The following is a 23857-nucleotide window of genomic DNA, read 5'->3' on the forward strand; positions in this document are numbered from 1 at the left end:
AGATAGTATTATTTTTTCCATATAATATTAAATCATGGTAAAAGCATTAGTTGTGGGGTCTTTTGATCCTTTTACTTTGGGGCATGAGCAACTTGTATCATCGGCTTTAAAAATTGCTGATGAAGTGCATATTGTTGTGGCTGAAAATGTTGCAAAGAAGTATGTTTTTCCGCTAAATACTCGCATAAAAGCTATTAAATCCTTGTACGCTGACGAAAATATAATAGTTACTAGCTATAGTGGATTAGTAGCACAATATTGTGAAGAAAATAATATAGGCATAATAGTTAAAGGAATTCGTAATAGTTTTGACTTTGAATATGAGAAAAATATGGCTATTATGAATGAGAAAATGTGTGGAGTTGAAACAATATTTGTTACAACAAAACCACATTTACAACATATTAGTTCTACTTTGGTACGTGAAATGTTAGCTTTTGAAAAAGATATAAGCGAGTTTGTGCCAAGTAAAACAGTAAAAATTTTATTGGAAGAAACGAAGAAAGACGAGAGTAATTATGAATGATAACTTTGAAGTAGAATATGAAGGTGATGAAGAAGTTACTTCTATTTCTCTTGTAGCTTTGCTTGAGGATGTCATTAGTCTAGTTGATGAAGCTAGAGGTATACCTTTGTCTTCTAATGTGGTTGTAAATAAAGCTAAGATTGTTGAATTGTTGAACTTGGCTATTCAGGCTGTTCCAGAAGATATTATTACAGCTGATCGTGTTGTAGCTGAAGCTGAATCGGTTATTGATGAGGCTAACCAACAGAGCGAAGATATCGTTGAACAAGCTCGTATACAAGCCGAAGAAATTATTGCACAGGCACATGAACAAGCTAAAACTTTGGTATCTAGCGAACGAGTTATTCGTTTAGCTAATGATAATGCTGATAGAATTGTTGCTCGAGCTGAAGAGAATAGTCGTAATTTAGCATTGGGTGCAGATACATATTGTGATGAACGTTTAACAGAACTTGAAGATTTACTAGAAGCAATCAGTCGTCAGATTAACGCTGGACGTGAAGCTATAGCAGCCCGTAGCGGTTTTGATCCAGTAGTTGAAAGAATTGATGGCGAACAGGTAGCTGAGGAAAATTACCCATATGATAATGAATAAACACCAAAAACTTGACGATTTAGAAATCTCTTTGGTTGACTTACAGCGTCAGCCGGGAGCGATGGATAGTTTTACTTTCAATGTTGAAATACCTGAAGATTTGAAGGTATATGATGTTGAGGTTACCTCAAGTGAAGTTATTGATGTTGATGTTAATCTAACATCAGTGTCAGAGGGTGTTTTAGTAGATTTACGTACGAACTTTGAAGCTATTTCTCAGTGTTACCGTTGCTTAGAAGACGTAGCCCAAAGGTATGATGTAAGTGTACAGGAACTATACTATTATCCAGGTATGCGTGAAAAAGCTATTGCTGAAGGTGACGAAACTGCAGATGAAATGTATGAAATTGAAAATGATACTGTCGATTTAGGTGCTTTATTGCGCGATAGTATTATTTTAGAGTTGCCAATGCGTATGTTATGTGATGAAGATTGTGAAGGTATTTGCCCACATTGCGCTATTCCTTTTGCTGAGCTAGAAGAAGGACATACTCACGAAATTATTGACGATAGATGGCAAGGATTGGCTGATTTAGCCAAGAAAATGCAGGAAAGAGATAATGGCGAATAATCCTAATACTAAGAGTTTTAATAAAAAAATTGTTACCTTATTGGAAAAATGGGGAGCAAGTATTGATTCTGAAATGCTTATTTTAGCTTTGACTCATAGGTCTTTTGCTAACGAGGTAGGGGGGATGCCTAATAATGAGCGTTTAGAATTTTTGGGGGACTCTATATTAGGTATTATTGTAACTGAGAAGCTATACCGTGATTTTCCAGATGTTCCTGAAGGAAAGTTAGCTAATATGCGTGCTGCTACTGTTTCTCAATCAGCTTTGGCAAGTGTTGCGCGTAAAATCAATCTCGGTAAATACATTTTGCTGGGTAAAGGTGAGATTGTAACTAATGGTAATGAAAAGGACTCTATTCTTTCAGATACTGTTGAAGCTTTAATTGGTGCTACTTATTTATGCAATGGTTTAGAAATTACACGCAAAGTAGTAGAAGATTTGTTATCTGAATTACTTAGAGATGTTTTGGTTCGTAGTGAACAAACTGACTGGAAAACTACTTTACAAGAAATGGTATCTGCGAGAGTAAAATCTGCTATGCCTGTATATACTGTTGAAGGAACTGGCCCTAACCATAATCGTACTTTTTTTGCTGAGGTAGTAGTTGATAATTTAGTTTATGGTAGTGGTCAAGGCACTTCCAAGAAAATGGCTGAGCAAAACGCAGCTAGAATGGCGACTTTGAGTATGCAAGCTAGTGAAGAGAAGACTGATAAATAAGTAAGCATATACTTGCCTGTATTTTATATTTACTACTGTACTTTTAGCTTATGTGTGATGTTAGAATTTGCATTTGCTGTTTGTACTAAGCTATAAGTTTAGAACTATTTTAGGGTAGATTTTTATGAAATATATTGTACTTTTGAGAGGCGTAATGCCTACAGGTATGAATAAAATACCTAAAATGTCTTATCTTGTTGAAATACTAGAAGAAGCAGGATTTGAGGAAGTAAAAACTTATATTCAAAGTGGTAATGTTATATTGCAAACGTCCTATTCTAAGACCAAAGTGGAAAAAATAGTACATGATATAATCCGAGAAAAAATTGGTGCTGATTTAAAGATTATTGTTAAAACTAAAGAGGAAATTATCACAGCTATTAATAAAAATCCTTTTGTGAAAGATTACGAATTATCAGGAGTACATTTAATTTTTACGAATGATAACGTAGACGACGATATCAGTGTGGATAAAATTACTAAGATTAATAGTAAAGACTACGGTGAAGAAAAGCTGCATATTGGGAGCCAATGCATATACACATTTCTTCCTAAAGAAGCAGTAAAGAGAAAGCTAGACACTGTTTATATTGAGAAACAACTTGGTATAAGTGCTACGATGAGGAAGCTTACAGTTGTACAGCGTTTAGCTGAAATGTGTGAAGACTAGATACTGATTTTTGAATAATTTATTTTTCTAAGTTTTTAGCGGTTAGTACTAGCATGAAGAATATTTTTATAAGCACTCGTATATTTACATAAGCTTTAAAACATGAGACATATAAAAGTTATCAATTATATACATCACATTAGCGGGTTTGTATACTAGTGTTTTGGTATACCAGCGTTTTGTATATTATGTTCTGTAGATTTAACTTTTTTGCTCTTGTTCTAGTAGCCAAGCATACTTTTCAGAAGTTTTGCATAGTTCTTCATGAGTTCCTATATGTTTGATTTTTGTTGTATCTTTATCTTTTTCAAGCATTATTATTAGATCTGCATTTTCTAAAGGAGTAAGTCTGTGTGTTACAACTATTACACCTCTGCTGACTTTAGATTCACTAGATTTGTCACTTGTGTTTTTATAAGAAGAATAATTGCAAGTGTTGAATATATCTTTTACTAGTGAATCTGTGGTTTCAGGATCTAGATGTTCGTTAGGTTCATCTATTAGTATGAAAGGTGTGTGAGTTGCATAACAGCGAGCTAACAGTATACGTCTGCGTTGTCCACCCGAAATGGAGCTTGCCCCTTGAGATAAGATTGTATGTATTCCGTCTGGAATTGAATCTATCCAGTTTTTCAGACCTGCGCGCTCTAAGTAAGAATAAGCTTGTTCTTCAGTAATAGTGTTATCAACAACTCTAATATTCTCGTATATACTTGCTTCGAAGATATGAGAATCTTCAGTAATTAATGTCACATAGTTAGCTAAATCGTGCCTGTTTTCGTCAGTAATTTCAACGTTGTTTAATGTGAAGTTACCACCTGTTTTACCTAGCATTCCAGCTAGAGTGTACAGCAAAGTACTTTTACCGATTCCGCTTTCGCCAATTATTCCTATCTTTGTGTTTGTATCTATCTCAAAATTTAAGTTTTCAACAATAGTTTTGCTATTCCAACCAGTTGAAACATTGTCTAACTTTAGTTTTATCTTTTGTGAATTTTGGTCTTTTTCTAGTATAGGTACATTACTTACTTGCTCTTCTTGATCTAACAATTTCATAATTCTTACAGCACTCGTTGCACTGGTTATAAGCTGCACGCTTGCTGGTTTTAGCATTGCTGTACTTTCAAAAGAAGCTAGAGGTAATAGAGTAATTATTGCTAGACTTATGTCTTGTATACCGTGATTTAGCACAGCTGGTATGCCTAAAATCATTGCTGAAGCAATAGCGAAAAACATTCCTGTAGTATCTACTATTGATGCTAGAGCATTCAGCTTGGCTGCTTTGTTTTGAAGAATATGAATTTTATGCTCAGTGTCCTCTAGAAGGCTGAATAATTTTTTATCCTGATTATTTATTACCAGTTCACTACCTGATTCCATAATCATCATGGTGTTATCTACTAGGGTAGTTTGTGTTTGTTCTAGCGTAATTTGAGTTATTCTGGTTGCTTTTACTGTTAGTAGGGGAGAAATAACTCCAGATATTAATAATCCTATTAGTAGTGCAATGCCTGCACTAGGTAGTATGCAAAAGCTTATGGCTAGTGGAACCAATGAGGACAGCAAAGCTACATATAACGGTAGTAAGCTTTTTATAACAAAGTTTCCTAATGCTTCTATATCGGTACTTGCTCTTGAAAAAAGATCTCCTCTTTTAATGTGGGCCACACAGTCAATTGGTGAAGAAGCAAGCTTTTTATAAATATTTTCACGTAAATTGTTGATACCTGACAAAGCATTATCGTGTGATAGGATACGTTCAACATATCTGAATAATGCTTTTGTAATACCAAACATACGCACAGATACCGTAGCAATTGTAAGGTTTAGTACTGGTGGCATTTTACTAGCCTTAGCTATTAGCCAAGCACTTATTGCGTTCAGAGCAATAGTTGAAGATATACTTGCAGTTCCAACTAGCACCGCTAGAGCAAATCTGAATTTTGATAACTCTAGCATTTTATAGGTTTGTTTCAATGCTTGTTTTTCTTCTCGAGTTATTAAAATCATTACTTTGCCTTTGCTACTACAGTTATATTGTTGTCAGCTATATTTATCAGAGATTGTTTATGAGCTATTAATATGATTGTTTTTTCTTGTTTCTTTAGCTCTTTTATCGTCTCAATAATGTACTGCTCGTTCTGCGCGTCTAAGTGGGCTGTAGGTTCATCTAATATAATTATTTGCTTGTTATCCAGTAAAGCTTTTGTTAGAGCTATTTTTTGACGTTGCCCCAAGGAAAGACCAACTCCATTAGTACCGATTTTTGTATCCCATTTATCTTCTAGGGTTCTTACTACTTCTATTAGCCCTGTTTTTTCAGCGATTTCTTCTATTTTTTCAAGTGAATAGTTATTAGTGAAAGACTGAATATTTTCTAATATGCTACCTTGGAAGATTATTGGATTTTGAGATACCCATGTTATTTGCTGATGTAGGCTTGTTTTTTCTACATCTTTTAAGTCCAGTGTTTCTTTTGTGTTTGTATCTTCTAATAGAATTTTTCCTTCATCAGGTTGAATTAGTTTTAGTATTGCTAAAGTTGTTGTTGTTTTACCAGCTCCGTTTTCGCCTGTTATAGCTGTAATTTCTTTTGCTTTGATAGTTGCTGTTAGGTTGTTAGGGGTTTTAATATTCCTAGAATATATTGATAAGTTTTCAATTTTTATGTCTGTGTTGTACATGTTTAGGCAGTCAGTTGGACCATTTTCTGGAGTTTCTTCTTCTAGGAATTCCAAAGTTTTAGTTGCTGCAGCAACACCATCAGCTGAGGCATGGAACTTCACACCTACTTGTCGTATAGGAGCAAATACTTCTGGGGCTAACATAATTATTATTAAGCCAATTTCTAAATCTAGATATCCGTATACTAGTCGCATACCAACGTTTACTGCTACTAATGCTACGCATATAGTTGTTAGAAGTTCCAGGACAGCTCCTGATAGGAAAGCAACTTTTAGAGTGTCCATAGTTGTTTTCTTGTATTGTTTGCCTAAGTAATGAATCCTGTAAATTGGGCTTTTTTCTCTGTTTAAAGTTTTTAGAGTTGTTAGCCCACTAATTAAATCGAGTAGTTGTGATGTGAGTTTTTGTAAAGTTTGTAGCTTAGAATTTGCATAGTTTTGAGTCATAACTCCAATTAGCCACATAAATATTGGTATTAGTGGAAGAGTAAGTCCTATAGTTATTGCTGACCAAATATCGTATGTTGCAACTATGAGCAGGGCTACAGGTGTAACTGTAGCTGATAAAAATAGTTGTGGTAAGTATTCTGTATAGTATGGTACTAAATTATTTAAACCTTGAGTTGCAAGGGTAGTTAGTTCAGCAGTATTTTGTTTTTGCCATCTAGGTCCTTGAGTCAAAGCTTGTTTTAGGAGTTTTTCACGTAGTACCGTTATTGTTTGAGTTGCACTTTTATGAGCTATTGACTCATTGATATAAGTTATTATTAGCCTCAAAATAAAGACTGCTACTAACATAAAAATCAGATTAGTAGCCAATGAAAATTTGTCATGGTTGATTATTGGCGAAATTATCTTAGAGATTAATATACTTTGGGAAATTATTAATAATGCTGTTATAAAACCAGTGATTCCTGTTAAAAGTACGTATTTTTTAGTGGAACTCGAATGCTTCATCAAACGTGGATCAAATGGTCGCACTTACTTTTCCTTCAAATAATGGTGTTTGCTTGTCTAATGTGTAAATTATATAAAAATGGGCGCCACAGTTGTTATGCGACGCCCATAATTATTAGTTACTTAGGAAATTAGCTCCAAGGCGGATACGCTTAGGATCTAAACCTGCAATCTTTGGAATATCTTTTTCACTAACTCTTGCTCTGAATACCCAGTATGACCATATTGTATAAGCTAAGACAACTGGAACTAGAGTTACTGCAACAATTGTCATAACTGTTAGAGTTCCATGTGTTGAAGATGCTTGAGCTATAGTCAATGAGTATGCAGGGTCAATTGATGACTTCATTACTGAAGGAGCCATGGCTGAGAATATGAAAGCTACAGCGCTGGCGATAGCTAAGAAGTTTACTGCAAATGCAAATTTATAGTTCTTCTTTAGCGTTAGTGCTGTTGAAGATATTAGGCTTAATGCTGCAACCGCTAGAGGAACTAGCGATAAGATTGATGAAGAGTAAGCAAACTGTGCCCACAAAGCCCAAACTGCTGTTAGCAATGTTGCTACTATTGAAAGCGGTAGGGCAAGCTTTTCACTCTTTTGCCTTAATTCACCTGTTGTACGCAAAGTTAGGAATAATGATCCATGTGCTAGGAATATGCAAGCTAGTATTACTCCGCCTAGCAAAGTAAACGGTGATAGCAATGAGAAGAAACCACCTGTTATAGCATGCACGTGTGTTGACAATACTTCAGGTGTTACTTCAGATGGTGATATTACTTCAAGAGTTTGTGGGTTGATTACTTCTATCTTCATACCTTGTACTAAGTTAGCAAATGCTACACCAAATAGTATTGGTGGTAACCAAGCTACAACAAAGTGAATTGTATCCCAGACTCCACGCCATTTTGGAGAATTAATCTTAGCTCTCCATTCGATAGCACATATACGCAAAATTAGCGCAAGAAGTATTAGGAATAGTGCTAGGTACATTCCTGAGAACATCGTGGCATACCATTCTGGGAAAGCTGCAAATGTTGCACCACCAGCAGTTAGTAACCAAACTTCGTTTCCGTCCCAAAATGGAGCAATTGTTTTTATCAAAGCTGCACGTTCGCGGTCACTTTTACCTAGAATACGTAGAAGCATACCAACGCCTATGTCAAAGCCTTCTAATGCTAGGTATCCTGTCCACAATACTGCAATTAGGATGAACCATAAAATACTTAACCAGTCCATTGATTCGCCTCCTAGTATTCAAATGACAAAGCTGTTGTAACTTCATCATTATTGTGGTTGACTGCTGGTTTGTGAATGCCTTCAAGTGAATATCTACGCATTAGTAGGAACCAAACTATACCTAGTCCTAGATATAGAAGTGTGAATACTACTAGAGTTGTTAGAACTTCACCTGAGGTAATTAGAGGAGATACACCTTGATATGTAAGCATATATACGCTAGAAACAGGGTCGTTAGCTCCAGTCAGTAGGTTAGGTGCAACAACGAATGGTTGGCGACCTACTTCAGCAAATATCCAACCGAAAGAAGCTCCAAGGAATGGGAAAGGAACTGCAAATATCGCAAATTTTCCGAGAGCTTTTGAAGTTGGAATTTTGTTCTTACGTGTTGAAATTACAAGCCATACACCTAGTATTAGTGATGCTAGACCTGTAAGTATCATTATCCTAAATGCCCAGAATGTTACAGCAAAAGGCGGAGTGTAGTCTTGGTTATCTTTTACTTTAAGACCGTGAGCGGAAGCTAGCTTTTCTTTGTAGAGTTCGTTTGCCTGTTTTATACCAACTACTTCGCTTGAGAAATCATCATCTGCGAGGAAAGATGCAAGACCTGGAATTTCACCTATACGAGTTGCGCTCTTACAGTCATTACCAAATACAGCTAAAGTAAATGGAGCAGATTTTTGAGATTCGCATAATCCTTCTGCTGCTGCAAGTTTCATAGGTTGAGATTTAGCTATGTCTTGTCCTTGGAAGTGGCCTGATACGACTGTTGCTAGACCACCGATAAAAAGAACTAGTATGCCGAAACGTGTTATCGGTTTCCAGTATTTACGTGCTTCTTGCATGCCTTCTTCGCCAGCATTTGCACTGCGTACTAGCCACCAAGTTGCTATGCCCGCTATGAATGTTCCAGCTATCAACCATGATGATGCGATAACGTGAGATATAGCTAGCCAAAGTTTGTGATTTAGAACTACGTTAAAGAAGCCCAAAGCTCCATCCAGCTCTGCACGTCCTGTGGCAGGATTGAATACTGCTCCTACCGGATGTTGCATCCAAGAGTTTGCACCTACAATCCATAAAGCTGAAACATTTACACCAATTGCTACCATCCATATACACAATGTGTGGACTTTTGGCGAAAGTTTGCCCCAACCAAATATCCACAATCCTAAGAATGTGGATTCGATAAAGAAAGCTAGTAAAGCTTCAACTGCTAGAGGGGCACCGAAAATGTCACCTACGAAACGTGCGTATTCCGACCAGTTCATACCGAATTGGAATTCTTGCACAATACCAGTAGCGACACCTAAAGCGAAATTTATTAGGAAAAGCTTTCCGAAGAATTGTGTGGCTTTTAGCCAGTGATCCTTTTTGGTTTTGTACCATAGGGTCTGCAGGATAGCTACAGCCAATGACATACCTATTGTTAAAGGTACGAGTATAAAGTGGTACACGGTGGTTATTGCGAATTGCCACCGTGCCAGGTCTAGAGGATCTAGAGCCATCGTTATGGCGTGCATTTTTCTTCCCCTTGTCGTAGACTAAGATTTCTTACACAGGGTTAGCATACTAAAAATATTTTGTAATTGTGTTTGTACCTATAGTTTAAAGAGTGATTTTTAGTGTATGATTGATTCAAGTAACGTTGTAATTGTCACACTTATATTACAACTTTAGCGTCATGTAGCTTTGTTTTAGTGTGTTTTTTGTTTTACTTGTGTTAGCTACAAATGACCTTGTAATTGATAGACTTTGGTTCTTTAGGAACTAGCATTTCGTGTGGTTTAGTGTGAAAATTGCCGAAATAAATGACTTTTGTAGGGAAGTAGAGTGAATATTTATATTAGTGATATTTGCCTAAGTCCTGCTGGTAGGCAACTTCCAGTAGATTTAAGCAGTAGTCCTAAATTAGATTTAGGTAAAGAAAGTTTAACTTTTGTCGAACCTAAAATTGAGAACTTAAATGTGATTAAAATCACTTACGACTTTGATGTAGACACACCTCAATACCATGAGTATATAGAGCGATTAAAGAAATTCCATTGTAACTTAAATCCAGATTTACCTTTTTCTTCTCTAGAGAACCTTAAAGATAATCCGATATCTTTACATGACAACGTCAACTTAGATATTGTTTTTGAAGCTGTAGATTTAAGTCAAATACAACCTATTGAGCACCCTCAGAGGGATCTCGAAGAAGGTAAAGCTGAAAACAAGGATGAAAAATCTATTTCAAGACGCGTAGAAAGATTACGTACACGCCGTAAATCTAGTGTTTTAGAGATTGAAGAGGGCGATGGCACTCGTAGACGCCGTCTGCGTCAGCGTAGACGAGATGACGACGAAGCTAAGGGTGTAGTTGCTTTACAAGGATCTACTCGCTTAGAAGCTAAACGCCGTCGTCGCCATGACAATAACTTGACAACTTTGCGTCAAACAAAAATTACAGAATCAGAGTTTTTGGCTCGTCGTGAGTGTGTCGACCGCAAGATGGTGGTACGTGAAAAAGATGGTTTGAACCAGATTGCTGTTTTAGAAGATGGCTTATTGGTTGAACATTATGTTGCACGTCATTCACAAACGACTTCTGTAGGAAATGTTTACTTAGGTAGAGTTCAAAATGTTTTGCCTTCAATGGAGGCAGCATTCGTTGATATTGGCAAAGAACGTAACGCTGTTTTATATGCTGGTGAAGTTAACTGGGATGAACTTGGTCTTGAAGGAAATGTCAGACGTATTGAAAATGCTCTAAAACCAGGTGATATTATTCTTGTTCAAGTAACTAAGGATCCTATTGGGCATAAGGGTGCTAGATTAACATCTCAAGTTACTTTGGCTGGTCGTCACATTGTTTTAGTTCCTTCTGGAGCTATGACGGGTATATCTAAGAAATTGCCTGAAGAAGAACGTCGTCGTTTGAAGAAGATTTTGCGTTCAATTGTGCCTGACGAGTATGGTGTTATTGTTAGAACAGCTGCTGAAGGCGCAAGTACTGAACAAATTGAAGATGATGTAAAGCGTTTAGTAAAGATTTGGGAAGGCATAGAGCATAAGCAAAAGACTAACAACTCTCCTATGGTTGTACATACTGAACCTGAGTTGGCTTTGCGTGTTATTCGTGACATTTTTAACGAAGATTTCAAAGAGCTAGTTGTTTCAGGCAATAACGCTTGGGACAATATTTCTAAGTATGTAAATGAGTTGTCTCCAGATTTGGCTGACCGGTTAGTCAAGTGGACGGATACAAATGACGTATTTATTGCTAATCGTGTAGATGAACAGTTAGCTAAAGGTATGGATCGTAAAGTATGGCTACCGTCTGGTGGTTATTTGATTATTGATCGTACGGAAGCTATGACTGTTATAGATGTTAACACTGGTAAATACATTGGTGCTGGTGGAACACTAGAAGAAACTATTACGAAAAATAACTTAGAATCAGCAGAAGAGATTGTACGTCAGTTACGTTTACGTGATATTGGTGGAATTATTGTTATTGACTTCGTAGATATGGTTTTAGAGTCTAACCGTACCTTGGTATTACGTCGTCTAATCGAGTGTTTAGGAAGGGATAGGACCAGACATCAGGTTACTGAGGTTACTTCCTTGGGACTAGTTCAGATGACTCGAAAACGTGTTGGTCAAGGCCTCGTGGAGGCATTTTCTTCAAAGTGTGAGTGTTGTGATGGTCGAGGCTTTTTAGTTCATTCACAACCTGTAGATGAATCTGCTATTAGTAAGAAAGAACGTAAGAGTCGAAAAAATAATAGTGATATAGATAATGAAAAGACTTTAGAAGTGTCTGAAGAAGATAAAGATGCTTCTAATGAGTATGGTGTTGACGCATCAAATAAAGATGTGAAAAGCATTGGCGAAAAAGAAAAAAGAAATGAATCTAGTGATTACAATGTATCTAACTCTCAAAAAGGTCGTAGAGTTAGTAAGAATCACAAAGGTGAAAGCCAAAATAAGCACAAAGGTAGTAGTGTTGCCCTTGTTGAAAGAAGTCATGAAAGTGAATTTTCAGAAAAGGGTGATGAGGACCAAGTGTATGGAGCTCACTCAGAAAAACCTAAGCGTAAGAAGCGTAAAAGGGTAGTTTCTCAAGGAACTTTCGCCCCATCAGATGATTCTAACTCTTCAATAATTATTTTATAATTGTAGTGATTGGAAAATTCTGATAGTATACTTGTGTTTTCTGGCTTACATTTTTCAGATTTCATTTGCGAAGAACACTGAAATCTAGTATCATTGTGAGTCGGTGCTTGTTTAAGCATGTGGAAAGGATTTTAATCCTTTCTTTGTCAATAGTCCGTTACGATAAGAGATGAGCAGCAACGTGGTCTACGCGATCGTCAAGGCCGGCGGCCGTCAAGAAAAGGTGTCTGTTGGCGATGTAATCGTCGTCGATAAACTAACTGCTGAAGTTGGTACAACCGTTGAGCTTGAGCCGGTTATGATTGTTGATGGTGACAAAGTCATCACTAACGCAAAAGAACTTGAAAGCAAGAAAGTAACAGTAGAAGTTACTGGAGCCGCAAAGGGTCCAAAGATTACTATTGTTAAGTATAAGAATAAGACGGGTTACCGTAAACGTATGGGTCACCGCCAGAAGCTAACTACTGTTAAAGTTACTGGCATTAAGTGATTTACGTTATTTGTTGATATAAGTATATAGAGAAAGTAGCGTCGAGATGGCACATAAGAAAGGTCTTGGTTCTTCCAAGAATGGCCGTGACTCGAATGCCCAGCGTTTGGGTGTTAAGCGTTTCGGTGGCCAGTTCGTTAAAGCTGGAGAAATCATTGTTCGCCAGCGTGGAACACACTTCCACCCAGGTCTAAATGTTGGACGTGGTAAGGACGATACACTATTTGCTTTGGCACAGGGAGCAGTTGAATTTGGTACTGCGCGTGGTCGTAGAGTAGTGAATGTAGTTGAATCCTAAAACTTTTAAAATTTAAGGGAACTAGCGCTTGCTTGTTCCCTTATTTTTTTGTCGTTATTTTAGTGGACATTTATTTAGTATCTTTGTAGCTATTGTGGATATGTTTAGTTTTATATTTATTTGAATTTTTACATTTGGTATTGAATTATATGTGAGTGACGTAAAAGTTACGATTTTATTTATGTAATGTATTTTGTTGTGTTTTGTGAAATATGTGATGTGAGCGTTGTGAGGATTTTGTGTATTGTAGTATTAGTTTTCAGAAATATTTAAATTATTTTAATAACCATTAGAACATTTGTTCCATTTTTTGTATTTTGGGTGTATTATATATAAAACCACAGACAAATATACTCAAAGATGTTTTTAGTTTTTAGATTATGTTTATTCAAAACAAGTAATTAAATTAACCACTTATGTGATAAGTAATGCGATTTATATAGTAAAATAGTAAAGATATATTTCTAATTAATGTGAAATTTATATCAAGAATTTTGAAAGGCTTAATATGACTTCCTTCGTAGATAGAGTAAAAATACACCTTACTGCAGGTAATGGTGGTAATGGTTGTGCGTCTGTACGTAGGGAAAAATTCAAGCCACTTGGAGGACCTGATGGTGGTAACGGTGGAGATGGCGGAGATATTATTTTATCTGTAGATTCTCAGACAACCACATTGTTGAATTATCATCATAATAGGAATCGTAAAGCAGACAACGGTACCCAAGGTATGGGTGATATGCGTGATGGTAAAAAAGGTGAAAATCTTGTACTACCTGTGCCAAATGGGACTGTTGTGAAAACTGCGGACGGTGAACTATTAGCCGACCTTACGGGAAATGATGTTTCTTATATCGTTGCTCAGGGAGGTAAAGGTGGACTTGGTAATGCATCATTGGCTACTAAAAAACGTAAGGCACCTGGGTTTGCTTTACTGGGTGAACCAGGGGATGAGCTAGATATTATTTTAGAGTTAAAATCAGTCGCCGATGTTGCGTTGGTAGGCTTTCCGTCATCTGGTAAATCTTCTCTTATTGCTGCTATGTCAGCAGCTAGACCTAAAATTGCTGATTATCCTTTCACAACTTTAGTTCCAAACTTAGGCGTTGTAAGCGCTGGTGATATGCGTTTTACTATGGCAGATGTGCCAGGTCTTATTCCAGGAGCTAGCCAAGGTAAAGGTTTGGGATTAGATTTTCTTCGTCATATTGAAAGATGCAGTGTTATAGTACATGTATTAGACTGTGCTACATTGGAAATTGATAGAGAGCCGTTAAAAGATTTAGATATTATCGAAAATGAATTACGTCAATATGAATCAGATTTAGACCAACATAACGATAGAACACCTCTTATGCAACGTCCAAGAGTTGTAGTGCTTAACAAGACTGATATTCCTGAAGGTCAAGATCTTGCCGAAATTGTTATAGAAGACATTAAAGCTCGTGGATTTGAAGTTTATGAAGTATCAGCACTATCACATAAGGGGCTTAAACAACTAGCTTTTAGGTTGGGAGAACTAGTTTCTAACCTGCGTGTAGAAGAAGATTTGAAACCAGCACGTATAATACTGAAACCAAAACCAATAGATGATGGTAAAGCGTTCACTATCAAAGAAGTTGAATACGAAGGTGACAAAGCCTATCAAATACGAGGTAATAAACCTGAACGATGGGTCAAACAAACTGATTTTACAAACGAAGAAGCTATTGGTTTCCTAGCTGATAGATTGAATAGACTTGGAATAGAGGATGAATTATTAAAGATTGGTGCAAAAGATGGCGACACCATAGTAATTGGTGATATAGAAACTGGTGTCGTATTTGATTGGGAACCAACTATGCAAACTGGAGCAGAATTATTAGGAGCTAGAGGAACTGATATTCGATTTGAAGATAGTTCACGTCCAACACGTAAGGAAAAACGTGAGCTTTACTACGAAAAAATGGATGCAAAAGCAGCAGCACGTGATCAATTGCAGCAAGAAAAAGAAGAAGGAATTTGGGTATCTCCAAATTTGTAATTTCTATTTATATTAAGAGGAAATAATGGCAATAAGTACAAGGTCGGAAATACCGACAGCAAAACGTATAGTTGTTAAACTTGGCTCATCCTCTTTAACATACCCCACGGGGGGATTAAATCACGAGCGTATACATCATATCGCGAAATTACTATCAGATTGTGTAAAGAGTGGGCAACAAGTGGCAATAGTTTCATCTGGAGCTATAGCTGCAGGCATGACTCCCTTACAGATGAACAGTAAGCCAACGGATTTACCTTTAGCTCAAGCTACTTCAGCAGTAGGACAAAGTATATTAATGGCTGCTTGGGGAGAAGCCTTTTCTAAACATAATCAGCAAATAGCACAGGTTCTCATATCTGCTGGTGATATGAACAGACGTAAACATTATAGGAATGCGCACCAAGCTCTTGAGTGTTTATTTTCTATGAATGTGATACCAATTGTGAATGAAAACGATATGGTAGCAACACATGAAATTAGATTCGGTGATAATGATAGGTTAGCGTCGATTGTTTCACACTTTGTTATGGCTGATGCTCTTATACTCCTAACTGATGTCGATGGTTTATATGACAGACCTCCTAAAGAGGAGGGGGCTGAAATTATTCCGTGTATTAATGGACCTGAAGACATAGAAGGCATACTTGTATCAGGATCAGGAAGTAAATATGGAACAGGCGGCATGGTTACTAAGCTAAGGTCTGCTACTATCGCTAGCGTATCTGGTATACCTGTTTTAATGACAAGTGCTGAGAATATAGATAAAGCCATTGCTGGTAAAGACGTTGGTACATGGTTTAATGCTTGTGGTGAAAGACCTGGAACGAGATCGTTATGGTTGGCTTATGCAGCCATTCCTAAAGGAGTACTAGTACTAGATGAAGGTGCTGTTAAAGCTGTAACTGAAGGAAAACATTCCTTATTAGCTACTGGTATAGTTGGAGTAATTGGAGACTTTTTATGTCGAGATGTTGTCGAGCTAGTAGACAACAAAGGACAACCGGTGGCAAGAGGATTTGTCTCATATGACTCTGATGAATTGCCTTTAATATGTGGTAAGAATAGTGAAGAAATGATTAAAGCAGGTATTAGAGTACCCAAACCAGTTGTACATAGAGACGATTTGGCTGAAATAAAATACTTAATTTAAATGATATTTGAAGAAGGCGTTATGAATACTACAGTTTCAGATATGAGTGCAGAAGAATTTCTTATATCTCATAAAAAAACTTTAAAAATTGGTGCAAAATTCCTAAAAAATGCTACTAGGGAAATAAAAGATAGTGCGTTACATAATATAGCCAAAGAATTAGAATTTAGAGCTAGTGAAATAGTTGAAGAAAATAAGAAAGATTTAGCAAAAGCTCGAGAAAATAATTTAAGTGAAGGAATAATAGATCGACTTTTATTAGATGAAGAACGAGTTAAAAATATTGCTAATAGTGTTAGAGAAATTGCAAGTTTCCCAGATCCAGTTGGCAATATTGTATCCGGAACTAAAATGCCTAATGGTTTAAAAGTAACATCTATAACTGTTCCACTAGGTGTTGTTGGGATAATATATGAGGCACGTCCAAATGTGACAGTTGATACAGCATGCTTAGGAATAAAGAGTGGGAATGCTGTTATATTACGAGGTGGTAGTGCAGCTTTACATACTAATGCAAAGATAGTAGAAATAATGAATAATGCATTAGTGCAAAGTGGTATGCCTACAGGTTTAATATGTAGCGTAGATGAATTTGGTCGTGCTGGAGCAAAAGCAATGATGACTGCTCGAGGAATAATAGATGTCCTTATTCCAAGAGGTGGTGCAGATTTAATATCTACAGTGGTTGAAAATTCAACTGTACCAGTTATTGAAACCGGTACTGGAAATTGTCATATTTATGTAGATAAAAGTGCAGATATAGATAAAGCTATAAACATATTATTGAACTCAAAAACGCAAAGGGTTGGAGTATGCAATGCAGCTGAAACCTTGCTTGTACATAAAGATATAAAAGACATTTTTCTACAACGCGCATTACAAGAATTGTCAGATAAAAATGTTATAGTACATGGATGCGAAAAAACTAAAGATATAGCGGATAAAATTGAAAATCTGAAATTTGAATTAGCTACATTGCAAGACTGGGAAAAAGAATATCTGTCACATGATATTGCATGTAAAATAGTGGAAAGCATTGATGAAGCAATAGAACATATAAATGAGTATTCTTCAAAGCATACTGAAGCAATATGTGCATATGATTTACAAGCTGTGGACAAATTCAAAGAAGAAATTGATTCAGCTACTATTGCGGTAAATGCCTCTACACGATTTACAGATGGCGGTCAATTTGGATTGGGTGCTGAAGTTGGTATATCTACACAAAAATTGCATGCACGTGGTCCGATGGGGTTGTCATCACTTACAACTATAAGTTGGTATGTCGAAGGTGACGGAACTATAAGAAAATAGGTTTATTATGCAAATAAATACAGGAAATGACCCTAGCCGAATAGGTATAATGGGCGGAACTTTTGATCCGATTCATCATGGTCATCTTGTAGCTGCTAGTGAAGTTCAAGATGTATTCAATTTAGATGAAGTCATTTTTGTTCCAACATGTGTACAACCTTTCAAAAAGGATAGAGACTTAACTCTTGCTGAACATCGATATCTAATGACCACTATTGCCACAGCTTCAAATTCCAAATTTTCAGTTTCAAGAGTTGATATAGAACGAGGAGGAATTACTTATACTATTGATACCTTGAAAGACTTGCGTAAACTATACCCTAAAGCTGAGTTTTTCTTTATTACAGGAGCAGATGCATTAGAAACAATATTTAATTGGAAAAATAGCGATGAACTATTTGATTTGGCAACATTCGTTGGTGTTACTCGTCCTAACCACGATATTGATTCACAGATGCTCGATAAAGTAAGTATAGTTGAAGTCCCAGCAATGGCAATTTCTTCTACAGATTGTAGACAAAGAGTGAGAGAAAATAAACCAATATGGTATTTAGTGCCTGAGGGAGTGGTACAGTATATAGGAAAGTACCACTTGTACAAAATGAAAGATGAAGAAAAATAATATGTTTGAACCAGAAGTTGAAAATCTAGTTATAGTAGCTATAAAAGCTGCAATGGAAAAACAAGCTGAAGAAATAATTGCTATAGATGTTAGCTCTAGATTAGCACTTACAGACGCTTTTATTATTGCCTCAGCTGACACGCAACGTCAAGTTTCAGCAATTGTTGACTTCATAGATGAGCAAATGCATAAAAATGGTGTAGTTGCTACAAGAAAAGAGGGACTTACTGAATGTCACTGGGTACTATTAGACTATGGTGCAATAGTTGTACACGTACAGTTAACTGAAGATAGAGAATACTATGACTTAGAACGTTTATGGTCAGATTGCCCACGTTTTGAAATACCTAACTCAGTATTTGGAGAATTAACAGGTGACTAAGATAATTTTGTGGAGACACGGTCAAACAGCTTATAACTTAGAAAAAAGATTTCAAGGTCAAACAGATATTCCTCTGAATGAAACGGGGATTAAACAGGCTGAGAATGCTGCTATTTTCCTAAACAAATATAAACCAACTCACATTATTACTTCTGATTTAGGAAGGGCTAAGCAAACTGGCGAAAAATTAGCTGAGCTATCTGGTATAAAAATTGTAACAGACGCCCGTTTACGTGAAAGTGGATTTGGTGTTTGGGAAGGTTTGACTAGAGATGAAATTGTATCTAAGTGGCCGAAAGAATTTGAAAACTGGCAGCAGGGGATACGTCCTGAGAACTTGAACATTGAACCAGTAGACTCTATTGGTGCTAGATTTAGTCAAAGTGTAAATGAACATGTATCAAACCTCAATGACGATAGTGTCATTGTATTTGTTAGTCATGGCGGAGCTATCTTGAAGGGTGTTTCTGTCTTACTCGGTTTGTCTGCTGGGTTTAGGGGGATAAGACTTCTAAATAATTGTTCTTGGTGTGTGCTGGAAAAAGCTGCGTCAGGAGATTGGGTACTATCAGAATATAATCCGATTAATATTGCTTAATTATATTTGATTTACCGTTGTAATAGGAGAATACATACTAGTATAAAAGTGATTATTCGTTATTATTGTGCTTGTAAGTATATAGTGGTATATTAATTGTTGGTGTTTTTATGACATCAACAATTGGGGCTATAGCGCAGTTGGTAGCGCGCTTCCATGGCATGGAAGAGGTCACGGGTTCGATTCCCGTTAGCTCCACTGAAGGGACGCTCATTTTGATACAAAGTGGGCGTCCTTTTGTATGCCCGAAATCTGAACGAAAAGCCAGGTCAGAGAGGATTTGTTTTCGTCTGGTCTGTTGGGCGGTGCCTGCAGGTAGGGGAGTAGGGCAGCCGAATTTCGGGTACTCGTGCTGCCTGGTGCGTGCCCGTGGGCTGAGCCGCCAAATTGTGCGGCTTGCGCCAAAAAGTATCCGAAGCGCCAAAAGGTATAGGCAGGTAGTGCGGAGCGTGGCGACTTGTTGGAAGGGGGGAGGAGTCCGTCGTTGCCGATCATGGGATCTTGCGGCGAGTATGCGTTGAGCGCTGCACTCATCGCACTCGGTCTTGCCGACAATGAACTTCACTCGATTGGCGTTGCGATCGCAGTCTAGATTTGGGCACCCTTTGACCCGCTAATCTTTCTCGAGAATTCTCGGAGCCATTGCTTTCGCCACCTCGGTTGTTAATTTCGACCTCTACTTCTATGCCGAGCGCATCGTTGGAGGCCGGGTCAATGAGGAGAGTCAAGTGACCTGATTCGAGATCTCGTTTGAGTGATTTGAACTCATCGAGTACAGCTGCTCTGCTTTCCCAAAGCCCCCGGCGAGGAGTTTGTCTGAAGGATCGTTCTCGACAATGGCACCCACGTTTGGGACGATGGTTGTCTCAAGGAAGTCTCGGTAGGAGTCGAGGGCCTCTACAAACGCTATTGCTTCGCCAGATTCAGCAAACAGTGCATCTTCGAATGTCCAGGGCCTTGTGGATGACTTCAAAGGATCGATGCACTGATGCCATCCTGCTCGCCTGTGCCATCGCACGATTCTTGTATTCATGTACTCCTGGTTTGCCAGGTAGCCAACATCTTCCTAGAGCTGTTCAATCGAATGGAAAGCAGCTGTAGACAAGGAAGCCAGAGCCTGAGTCCGTAAGAGATGCTGGAATTCAGGAGATTCTATTGCTGATGCCTCGCGAGCCAATAAGGCGCCTGCAAGATAGAGAGCGCGCCGGTCATTCGCTTGGCCTTGAGCGCCGCGTCCACCTGTGCGTTGATTGCATCGACTGCTTCGAGGGCGGGGACCGGGGTTCGGGAGCGAGTGAAATGCCTCGGAGCAAACCTCCGTTGTAATATGCTCAACTTCAATGAAAGCTCGCAAACCCACAGGTGAGCCAAAGAGGCCTGTGAATCCGTCCGCATCCCCTAGCTGCTCCCCGCTCAGACAGGCGGTCGGACACTCACGTCACCACCGTTCCACGCCACAGCTCATAGACGTAGGTTCGGTTCGCCATTCATTGAGTCTGGATCGGTCGTTGTTACAAGTCGACTACCATTGCAACGAAATCAAGCAAAGGCCTTCACAATCCTTATGATATCTGACACACTGGAAACCGTGAATCTCGCCGCAGTTCAAGGAGGATCAAATGTCGACTACGACTCAGATGCCGCAACCCGTCACTACTGACCCGAAGACCGACGCTGATCAGCTCTTCACCGATCTCGTCTATTCCTTTGGTACTGCATCTAAGCTCACGGCCTCGGGGTACGATGGGTCTATCGAGGCAATGAGCCTCACACGTACAAGCCCCTGCGACTGCAGTAGCTGCGCCTCGATTGTTCCAACGTCATGCGGTCAAACGTATGGCGCCGCTGCTCTATGCCCGTATTGCTGACTTCCTAGGTGTCTTTCAGAGCAAAGTCCCGGCATCAATTGGTTTTCTGATGAGAAGGAAGCAGCGGAGGAATGACCAACTATTCTAAGTATGCTCCCTTTTCAGGGGTCTATGCACGCAGAATCAGTGCATTGTCTCACGCTGAAGCCAGGCGATTGTGCCGCGAGCTTGTATCTATTATTCACGCTCACGACCAAGTTGCGTTTGATGAAGCTCGAATGAATAATCAGCTGCTTGATATCATTCGGGCCGCCAGGCCAGATCTTTACGCTTCAATTGAAGATCAATTCTCTCCGAATTTATCAGCGAGAGACGTACCAACTCGCAGAACAGATCGAGTCATACGATCAATCGAGAACTATGCATTGCGTTGCGCAAGTCGCGCTACGCCTTTCTCTCTTTCATCCAGTATCGTTTTCGATCTAGACCAAGAGATTTCGGACCCAGAATTAGAAGAGAGACCTTCCTATATCTTCACAGCTTTCGAAATGAGCAAAGACTCACCTAATGCTCCCGCACTCGCTGCAGATTCATGGCTCTTCAAGAACCAACTAATTACACGACTCTCACAATCTACGTATGAAGTCCCCGTTCCATGGAATGCGCATAAACATTCGCAATCGAGCGACCTATTCCTATTCAAGGGTCACCCTAAATTCCACACACTTTGAAGTGTTGAATCGGGCTAACACTGGTGTTCAGATTCAAACACTAATAAGGGAATTTGTCAGCCAATATGGTGTGAGCGAGCAGCGTCTTCGAGACGTCTTACTTAGCCTCATTGAGACTGGGCTACTAATTCAGATCCGTAATCCTGAACACTTTCTCGACGAGATTCGACCTGTCACGTTAAAGACTGATTCAATTGAGTCGCTTGCGACTATGAGCATAGATCCAACAACGGTCATGGCTCGGACTCCGATGACCGAAGCAGCGCAGGTTCCAAACGACGGCAAGATCGCACGACACGTGGATACAACCATGTTATTACTCGAGCAGACGGCTCCCTCACAGATCAGCAACGCATACGATCAATGGTTAGACAAATTTGCCGAAAACTATGGATTTAATACGGCAGTCAATGCTCTCACGGTTTTCGATCCAATCGCAGGAATTGGACCAATTCAGCTCGGACTCGAAGACCAACCCTCTGGCACACTTGCCTCGCAGCCATTAGTAAGCTTTCTGTTGGATGCGCACCATCCAAACCAGCTGCAGATGAAGAAGGACTTCTACATTCTCGATTCGAAAGTAGTTCACAGAGCACTCAGAGAGCGCAGACAGGACTCGTCTGGAAGGACAATCACTCACGATTCAAGAGTCAAGGACCTCATGTTTGAGTTGTTCGAGCATCCAACGTTGGGCCTTCTGTTCTTACCAGCGATCCTCGGGGCTACCGATCCAGGTGCACTCCTTGGCCGATTCGCTTCGCTCCTCAGTTCAAATGAAGTATCGCGGATCTGGGGTCAAGGTTCTTCCGAACAGATCGAGGTCGTTCAGCTGCGCCCGTTCTTTCACAGTCGACAATGTCAACAGCTTTCGGCCCAGTTTCAGCCCCCGGGACGGTACATATGCCCTCAGGTCGCCAACCCATACGATCCTTCGGCAATTTCTTTGTCCGAACTCCTATTCTGTCTCGCGGACGGGGGCATGAGGATCCTAGACCGAAGAACAGGACTACCAATCCTCGTTCAATCTCAGTCAATGATTACGCTCGCACAGTTCGATCCAATCTCGAAAACAATTCTCGCTATCGCCCGCCGCGGAGAACCTGCCTACACACTTTTCCAAGAAGAGCCTTGGAGTGCAAGGGAGACGCACCGTCCCGGAGTCATTCTCGATGGTGTTGTCCTCCGACGACCTCAATGGAGGCTGCCCGCTGGAATGTTCTCCGACTACTCAGATGATGAGCCCTTCCGACGCTGGAAACAAATGGTTAATCTTCCAGATCATGTCAGAATTGGAAGGGGCGATCAAATACAGGAGTTCGACCTCTCAAACATAGATGAATACCAAGCTTTCAAACGATCAGTAGGCCCGAGGGCGTCGATCCTAGATGCCGCATTTTTCACCCTCAACACAGACGACCGTAAAGTTGAATATTTATATAGATATGTCCCAAAGTCAACGAATTCAATCCAGACTCTGAGACCTTCAGAAACTTTTTCGCTGATCGATCCGAAAGACGGCGATAAAGTAGAAGAATGGCGCGCATACGAATTTACTACACCATCCGGTTTGATACCGGAGATTTCCGACTTTCGTCAGGTAATTCAATTTTTCAAAGACATGGGCGGCAAAAATTGGCACTTTCTTCACTATACCAACCCCGATGCCCATTTGAGACTGAGATTCCAGCTGCCTCCCGAGGCGAATGCGCAATCAAAGATTCTTAACGGGCTTGACGCTTTGATAGAAAGCCTCCGAGGCGAAAACTACAAAAAAGTTCGAATTGTCGAATTTTTTCCCGAATATACACGTTATACTCGAACGACATCTATCGAATCAATTTTTGAAATCTTTACCAGAAGTTCCGAGCTCGCTTTGAGTGAGCGGCTCACTCTCCAGACAACACAGAATCGCAAACAGGTCATCCTATCCGCCGTAACCTCATTTATGGAGCTTGTCCGATACTATTTTCCAGAAACTTGGGCGACAGCGATCGTTAAAGCATTCAAAAGGGGATCGTTCGAGGATCCGAAACACTTCGATAAGCAGAGAACTTCATTACGATACGAAATCGTACACGAAATCGAAGATAAAGTGCTCGAAGTTGGGCCTCGCTATAAAAATTACAATGAGATTGGCACCGACATTATACCCTCAGTTATGCATATGCACTTTAATCGCGTCGCCGGAATCGATCGGGGTGGAGAAGCTGATTACACCGCGATTATCAGGAAGTTTTCGTTATCGCGACTAGCTCGATTAAAGATGAGATGTTATTTAGAGTCATCAGACACTCCGGTGGAATCAGACTAGTG

20 protein-coding genes and 1 tRNA gene are annotated in these 23857 nt (G+C 39.2%); 16 read left to right on the forward strand and 5 right to left on the reverse strand.

The window, feature by feature from the left end; all coding sequences use genetic code 11:
- Positions 1 to 34: 34 nt before the first annotated feature.
- The 5 genes from coaD (at position 35) to HCQ94_RS01705 (ending at position 3083) form a co-directional block, all read left to right on the forward strand.
- Positions 35 to 526: a pantetheine-phosphate adenylyltransferase gene (gene coaD, locus HCQ94_RS01685; RefSeq protein WP_166977063.1), complete on the forward strand. Its 492-nt coding sequence runs from the start codon at positions 35 to 37 to the stop codon at positions 524 to 526.
- The gene (locus HCQ94_RS01690) at positions 519 to 1121 is read left to right on the forward strand and encodes an ATP synthase subunit B family protein (protein ID WP_166977065.1); all 603 of its coding nucleotides are present in this window, start codon (positions 519 to 521) and stop codon (positions 1119 to 1121) included. The genes coaD and HCQ94_RS01690 overlap by 8 nt, the downstream gene beginning before the upstream one ends.
- The gene (locus HCQ94_RS01695) at positions 1114 to 1692 is read left to right on the forward strand and encodes a YceD family protein (RefSeq protein ID WP_196373618.1); all 579 of its coding nucleotides are present in this window, start codon (positions 1114 to 1116) and stop codon (positions 1690 to 1692) included. Before HCQ94_RS01690 ends, HCQ94_RS01695 begins: the two co-directional genes overlap by 8 nt.
- Complete coding sequence (rnc, locus tag HCQ94_RS01700) at positions 1682 to 2413, forward strand: ribonuclease III (RefSeq protein ID WP_166981308.1); 732 nt, start codon at positions 1682 to 1684, stop codon at positions 2411 to 2413. The genes HCQ94_RS01695 and rnc overlap by 11 nt, the downstream gene beginning before the upstream one ends.
- Before the next feature lie 124 nt (positions 2414 to 2537).
- Positions 2538 to 3083: a DUF1697 domain-containing protein gene (locus tag HCQ94_RS01705; RefSeq protein WP_166981311.1), complete on the forward strand. Its 546-nt coding sequence runs from the start codon at positions 2538 to 2540 to the stop codon at positions 3081 to 3083.
- A gap of 201 nt (positions 3084 to 3284) precedes the next feature.
- Here HCQ94_RS01705 and cydC read toward each other — a convergent pair whose 3' ends face one another.
- The 4 genes from cydC to HCQ94_RS01725 all read right to left on the reverse strand — a co-directional run bounded on the left by cydC (position 3285) and on the right by HCQ94_RS01725 (position 9487).
- Positions 3285 to 5093, reverse strand: a complete 1809-nt coding sequence (gene cydC, locus HCQ94_RS01710; RefSeq protein WP_166981314.1) for a thiol reductant ABC exporter subunit CydC — start codon at positions 5091 to 5093, stop codon at positions 3285 to 3287.
- On the reverse strand, positions 5093 to 6748 hold the full coding sequence (cydD, locus tag HCQ94_RS01715) for a thiol reductant ABC exporter subunit CydD (protein WP_166981317.1): 1656 nt from the start codon (positions 6746 to 6748) through the stop codon (positions 5093 to 5095). The genes cydC and cydD overlap by 1 nt, the downstream gene beginning before the upstream one ends.
- A gap of 91 nt (positions 6749 to 6839) precedes the next feature.
- Positions 6840 to 7961 (reverse strand): cytochrome d ubiquinol oxidase subunit II, encoded by a 1122-nt coding sequence (cydB, locus tag HCQ94_RS01720; protein ID WP_166981320.1) that lies wholly within the window; start codon positions 7959 to 7961, stop codon positions 6840 to 6842.
- Between the two features lie 11 nt (positions 7962 to 7972).
- Positions 7973 to 9487 (reverse strand): cytochrome ubiquinol oxidase subunit I, encoded by a 1515-nt coding sequence (locus HCQ94_RS01725; protein ID WP_232525740.1) that lies wholly within the window; start codon positions 9485 to 9487, stop codon positions 7973 to 7975.
- 898 nt (positions 9488 to 10385) lie between these two features.
- Here HCQ94_RS01725 and HCQ94_RS01730 point away from each other — a divergent pair.
- The 10 genes from HCQ94_RS01730 to HCQ94_RS01775 all read left to right on the forward strand — a co-directional run bounded on the left by HCQ94_RS01730 (position 10386) and on the right by HCQ94_RS01775 (position 19203).
- Entirely contained in the window at positions 10386 to 12125 is a 1740-nt protein-coding gene (locus tag HCQ94_RS01730) for an Rne/Rng family ribonuclease (protein ID WP_232525750.1), read from the forward strand.
- A gap of 169 nt (positions 12126 to 12294) precedes the next feature.
- On the forward strand, positions 12295 to 12615 hold the full coding sequence (gene rplU, locus HCQ94_RS01735; protein ID WP_166977079.1) for a 50S ribosomal protein L21: 321 nt from the start codon (positions 12295 to 12297) through the stop codon (positions 12613 to 12615).
- Between the two features lie 46 nt (positions 12616 to 12661).
- Positions 12662 to 12913 carry a 50S ribosomal protein L27 gene (gene rpmA / locus HCQ94_RS01740; RefSeq protein WP_166977082.1) on the forward strand — a complete coding sequence of 84 codons (252 nt, stop codon included), beginning with the start codon at positions 12662 to 12664 and terminating at the stop codon, positions 12911 to 12913.
- 508 nt (positions 12914 to 13421) lie between these two features.
- Positions 13422 to 14936, forward strand: coding sequence for a GTPase ObgE (gene obgE, locus HCQ94_RS01745; protein ID WP_166981323.1), 1515 nt, complete (start codon positions 13422 to 13424; stop codon positions 14934 to 14936).
- A 25-nt stretch (positions 14937 to 14961) separates the two neighbouring features.
- On the forward strand, positions 14962 to 16089 hold the full coding sequence (proB, locus tag HCQ94_RS01750; RefSeq protein WP_166977086.1) for a glutamate 5-kinase: 1128 nt from the start codon (positions 14962 to 14964) through the stop codon (positions 16087 to 16089).
- 42 nt (positions 16090 to 16131) lie between these two features.
- Positions 16132 to 17403, forward strand: a complete 1272-nt coding sequence (locus HCQ94_RS01755; RefSeq protein ID WP_442858904.1) for a glutamate-5-semialdehyde dehydrogenase — start codon at positions 16132 to 16134, stop codon at positions 17401 to 17403.
- 7 nt (positions 17404 to 17410) lie between these two features.
- Positions 17411 to 18025 (forward strand): nicotinate-nucleotide adenylyltransferase, encoded by a 615-nt coding sequence (nadD, locus tag HCQ94_RS01760; protein WP_166977090.1) that lies wholly within the window; start codon positions 17411 to 17413, stop codon positions 18023 to 18025.
- Between the two features lies 1 nt (position 18026).
- Positions 18027 to 18407 carry a ribosome silencing factor gene (gene rsfS / locus HCQ94_RS01765; RefSeq protein WP_166977092.1) on the forward strand — a complete coding sequence of 127 codons (381 nt, stop codon included), beginning with the start codon at positions 18027 to 18029 and terminating at the stop codon, positions 18405 to 18407.
- Positions 18400 to 19005 (forward strand): histidine phosphatase family protein, encoded by a 606-nt coding sequence (locus HCQ94_RS01770; RefSeq protein ID WP_166977094.1) that lies wholly within the window; start codon positions 18400 to 18402, stop codon positions 19003 to 19005. Before rsfS ends, HCQ94_RS01770 begins: the two co-directional genes overlap by 8 nt.
- Positions 19006 to 19130: 125 nt before the next feature.
- Positions 19131 to 19203 (forward strand) — tRNA-Ala (locus HCQ94_RS01775).
- Between the two features lie 2136 nt (positions 19204 to 21339).
- Here the strand turns inward: HCQ94_RS01775 and HCQ94_RS01780 are convergent.
- Positions 21340 to 21516, reverse strand: coding sequence for a hypothetical protein (locus HCQ94_RS01780; protein ID WP_166977098.1), 177 nt, complete (start codon positions 21514 to 21516; stop codon positions 21340 to 21342).
- A gap of 278 nt (positions 21517 to 21794) precedes the next feature.
- On the opposite strand from HCQ94_RS01780, the gene HCQ94_RS01785 reads away from it, so the two are divergent.
- A complete protein-coding gene (locus tag HCQ94_RS01785) occupies positions 21795 to 23855 on the forward strand; it encodes a thiopeptide-type bacteriocin biosynthesis protein (protein WP_166981326.1) in 2061 nt (686 codons plus the stop codon).
- Positions 23856 to 23857: the final 2 nt, after the last annotated feature.

This window comes from Actinomyces sp. zg-332 (genome assembly GCF_011751945.2).
Taxonomy (GTDB): Bacteria; Actinomycetota; Actinomycetes; order Actinomycetales; family Actinomycetaceae; genus ZJ293.

Coding starts and splice junctions, on each gene's coding strand:
- cydB (WP_166981320.1), bottom strand. CDS start 7,961: ATGGACTGGTTAAGTATTTTATGGTTCATCCTAATTGCAGTATTGTGG.
- rsfS (WP_166977092.1), top strand. CDS start 18,027: ATGTTTGAACCAGAAGTTGAAAATCTAGTTATAGTAGCTATAAAAGCT.
- cydC (WP_166981314.1), bottom strand. CDS start 5,093: ATGATTTTAATAACTCGAGAAGAAAAACAAGCATTGAAACAAACCTAT.
- HCQ94_RS01785 (WP_166981326.1), top strand. CDS start 21,795: ATGACCGAAGCAGCGCAGGTTCCAAACGACGGCAAGATCGCACGACAC.
- HCQ94_RS01705 (WP_166981311.1), top strand. CDS start 2,538: ATGAAATATATTGTACTTTTGAGAGGCGTAATGCCTACAGGTATGAAT.
- coaD (WP_166977063.1), top strand. CDS start 35: ATGGTAAAAGCATTAGTTGTGGGGTCTTTTGATCCTTTTACTTTGGGG.
- obgE (WP_166981323.1), top strand. CDS start 13,422: ATGACTTCCTTCGTAGATAGAGTAAAAATACACCTTACTGCAGGTAAT.
- HCQ94_RS01690 (WP_166977065.1), top strand. CDS start 519: ATGAATGATAACTTTGAAGTAGAATATGAAGGTGATGAAGAAGTTACT.
- HCQ94_RS01755 (WP_442858904.1), top strand. CDS start 16,132: ATGAGTGCAGAAGAATTTCTTATATCTCATAAAAAAACTTTAAAAATT.
- rpmA (WP_166977082.1), top strand. CDS start 12,662: ATGGCACATAAGAAAGGTCTTGGTTCTTCCAAGAATGGCCGTGACTCG.
- nadD (WP_166977090.1), top strand. CDS start 17,411: ATGCAAATAAATACAGGAAATGACCCTAGCCGAATAGGTATAATGGGC.
- rnc (WP_166981308.1), top strand. CDS start 1,682: ATGGCGAATAATCCTAATACTAAGAGTTTTAATAAAAAAATTGTTACC.
- rplU (WP_166977079.1), top strand. CDS start 12,295: ATGAGCAGCAACGTGGTCTACGCGATCGTCAAGGCCGGCGGCCGTCAA.
- HCQ94_RS01725 (WP_232525740.1), bottom strand. CDS start 9,487: ATGCACGCCATAACGATGGCTCTAGATCCTCTAGACCTGGCACGGTGG.
- proB (WP_166977086.1), top strand. CDS start 14,962: ATGGCAATAAGTACAAGGTCGGAAATACCGACAGCAAAACGTATAGTT.
- HCQ94_RS01695 (WP_196373618.1), top strand. CDS start 1,114: ATGAATAAACACCAAAAACTTGACGATTTAGAAATCTCTTTGGTTGAC.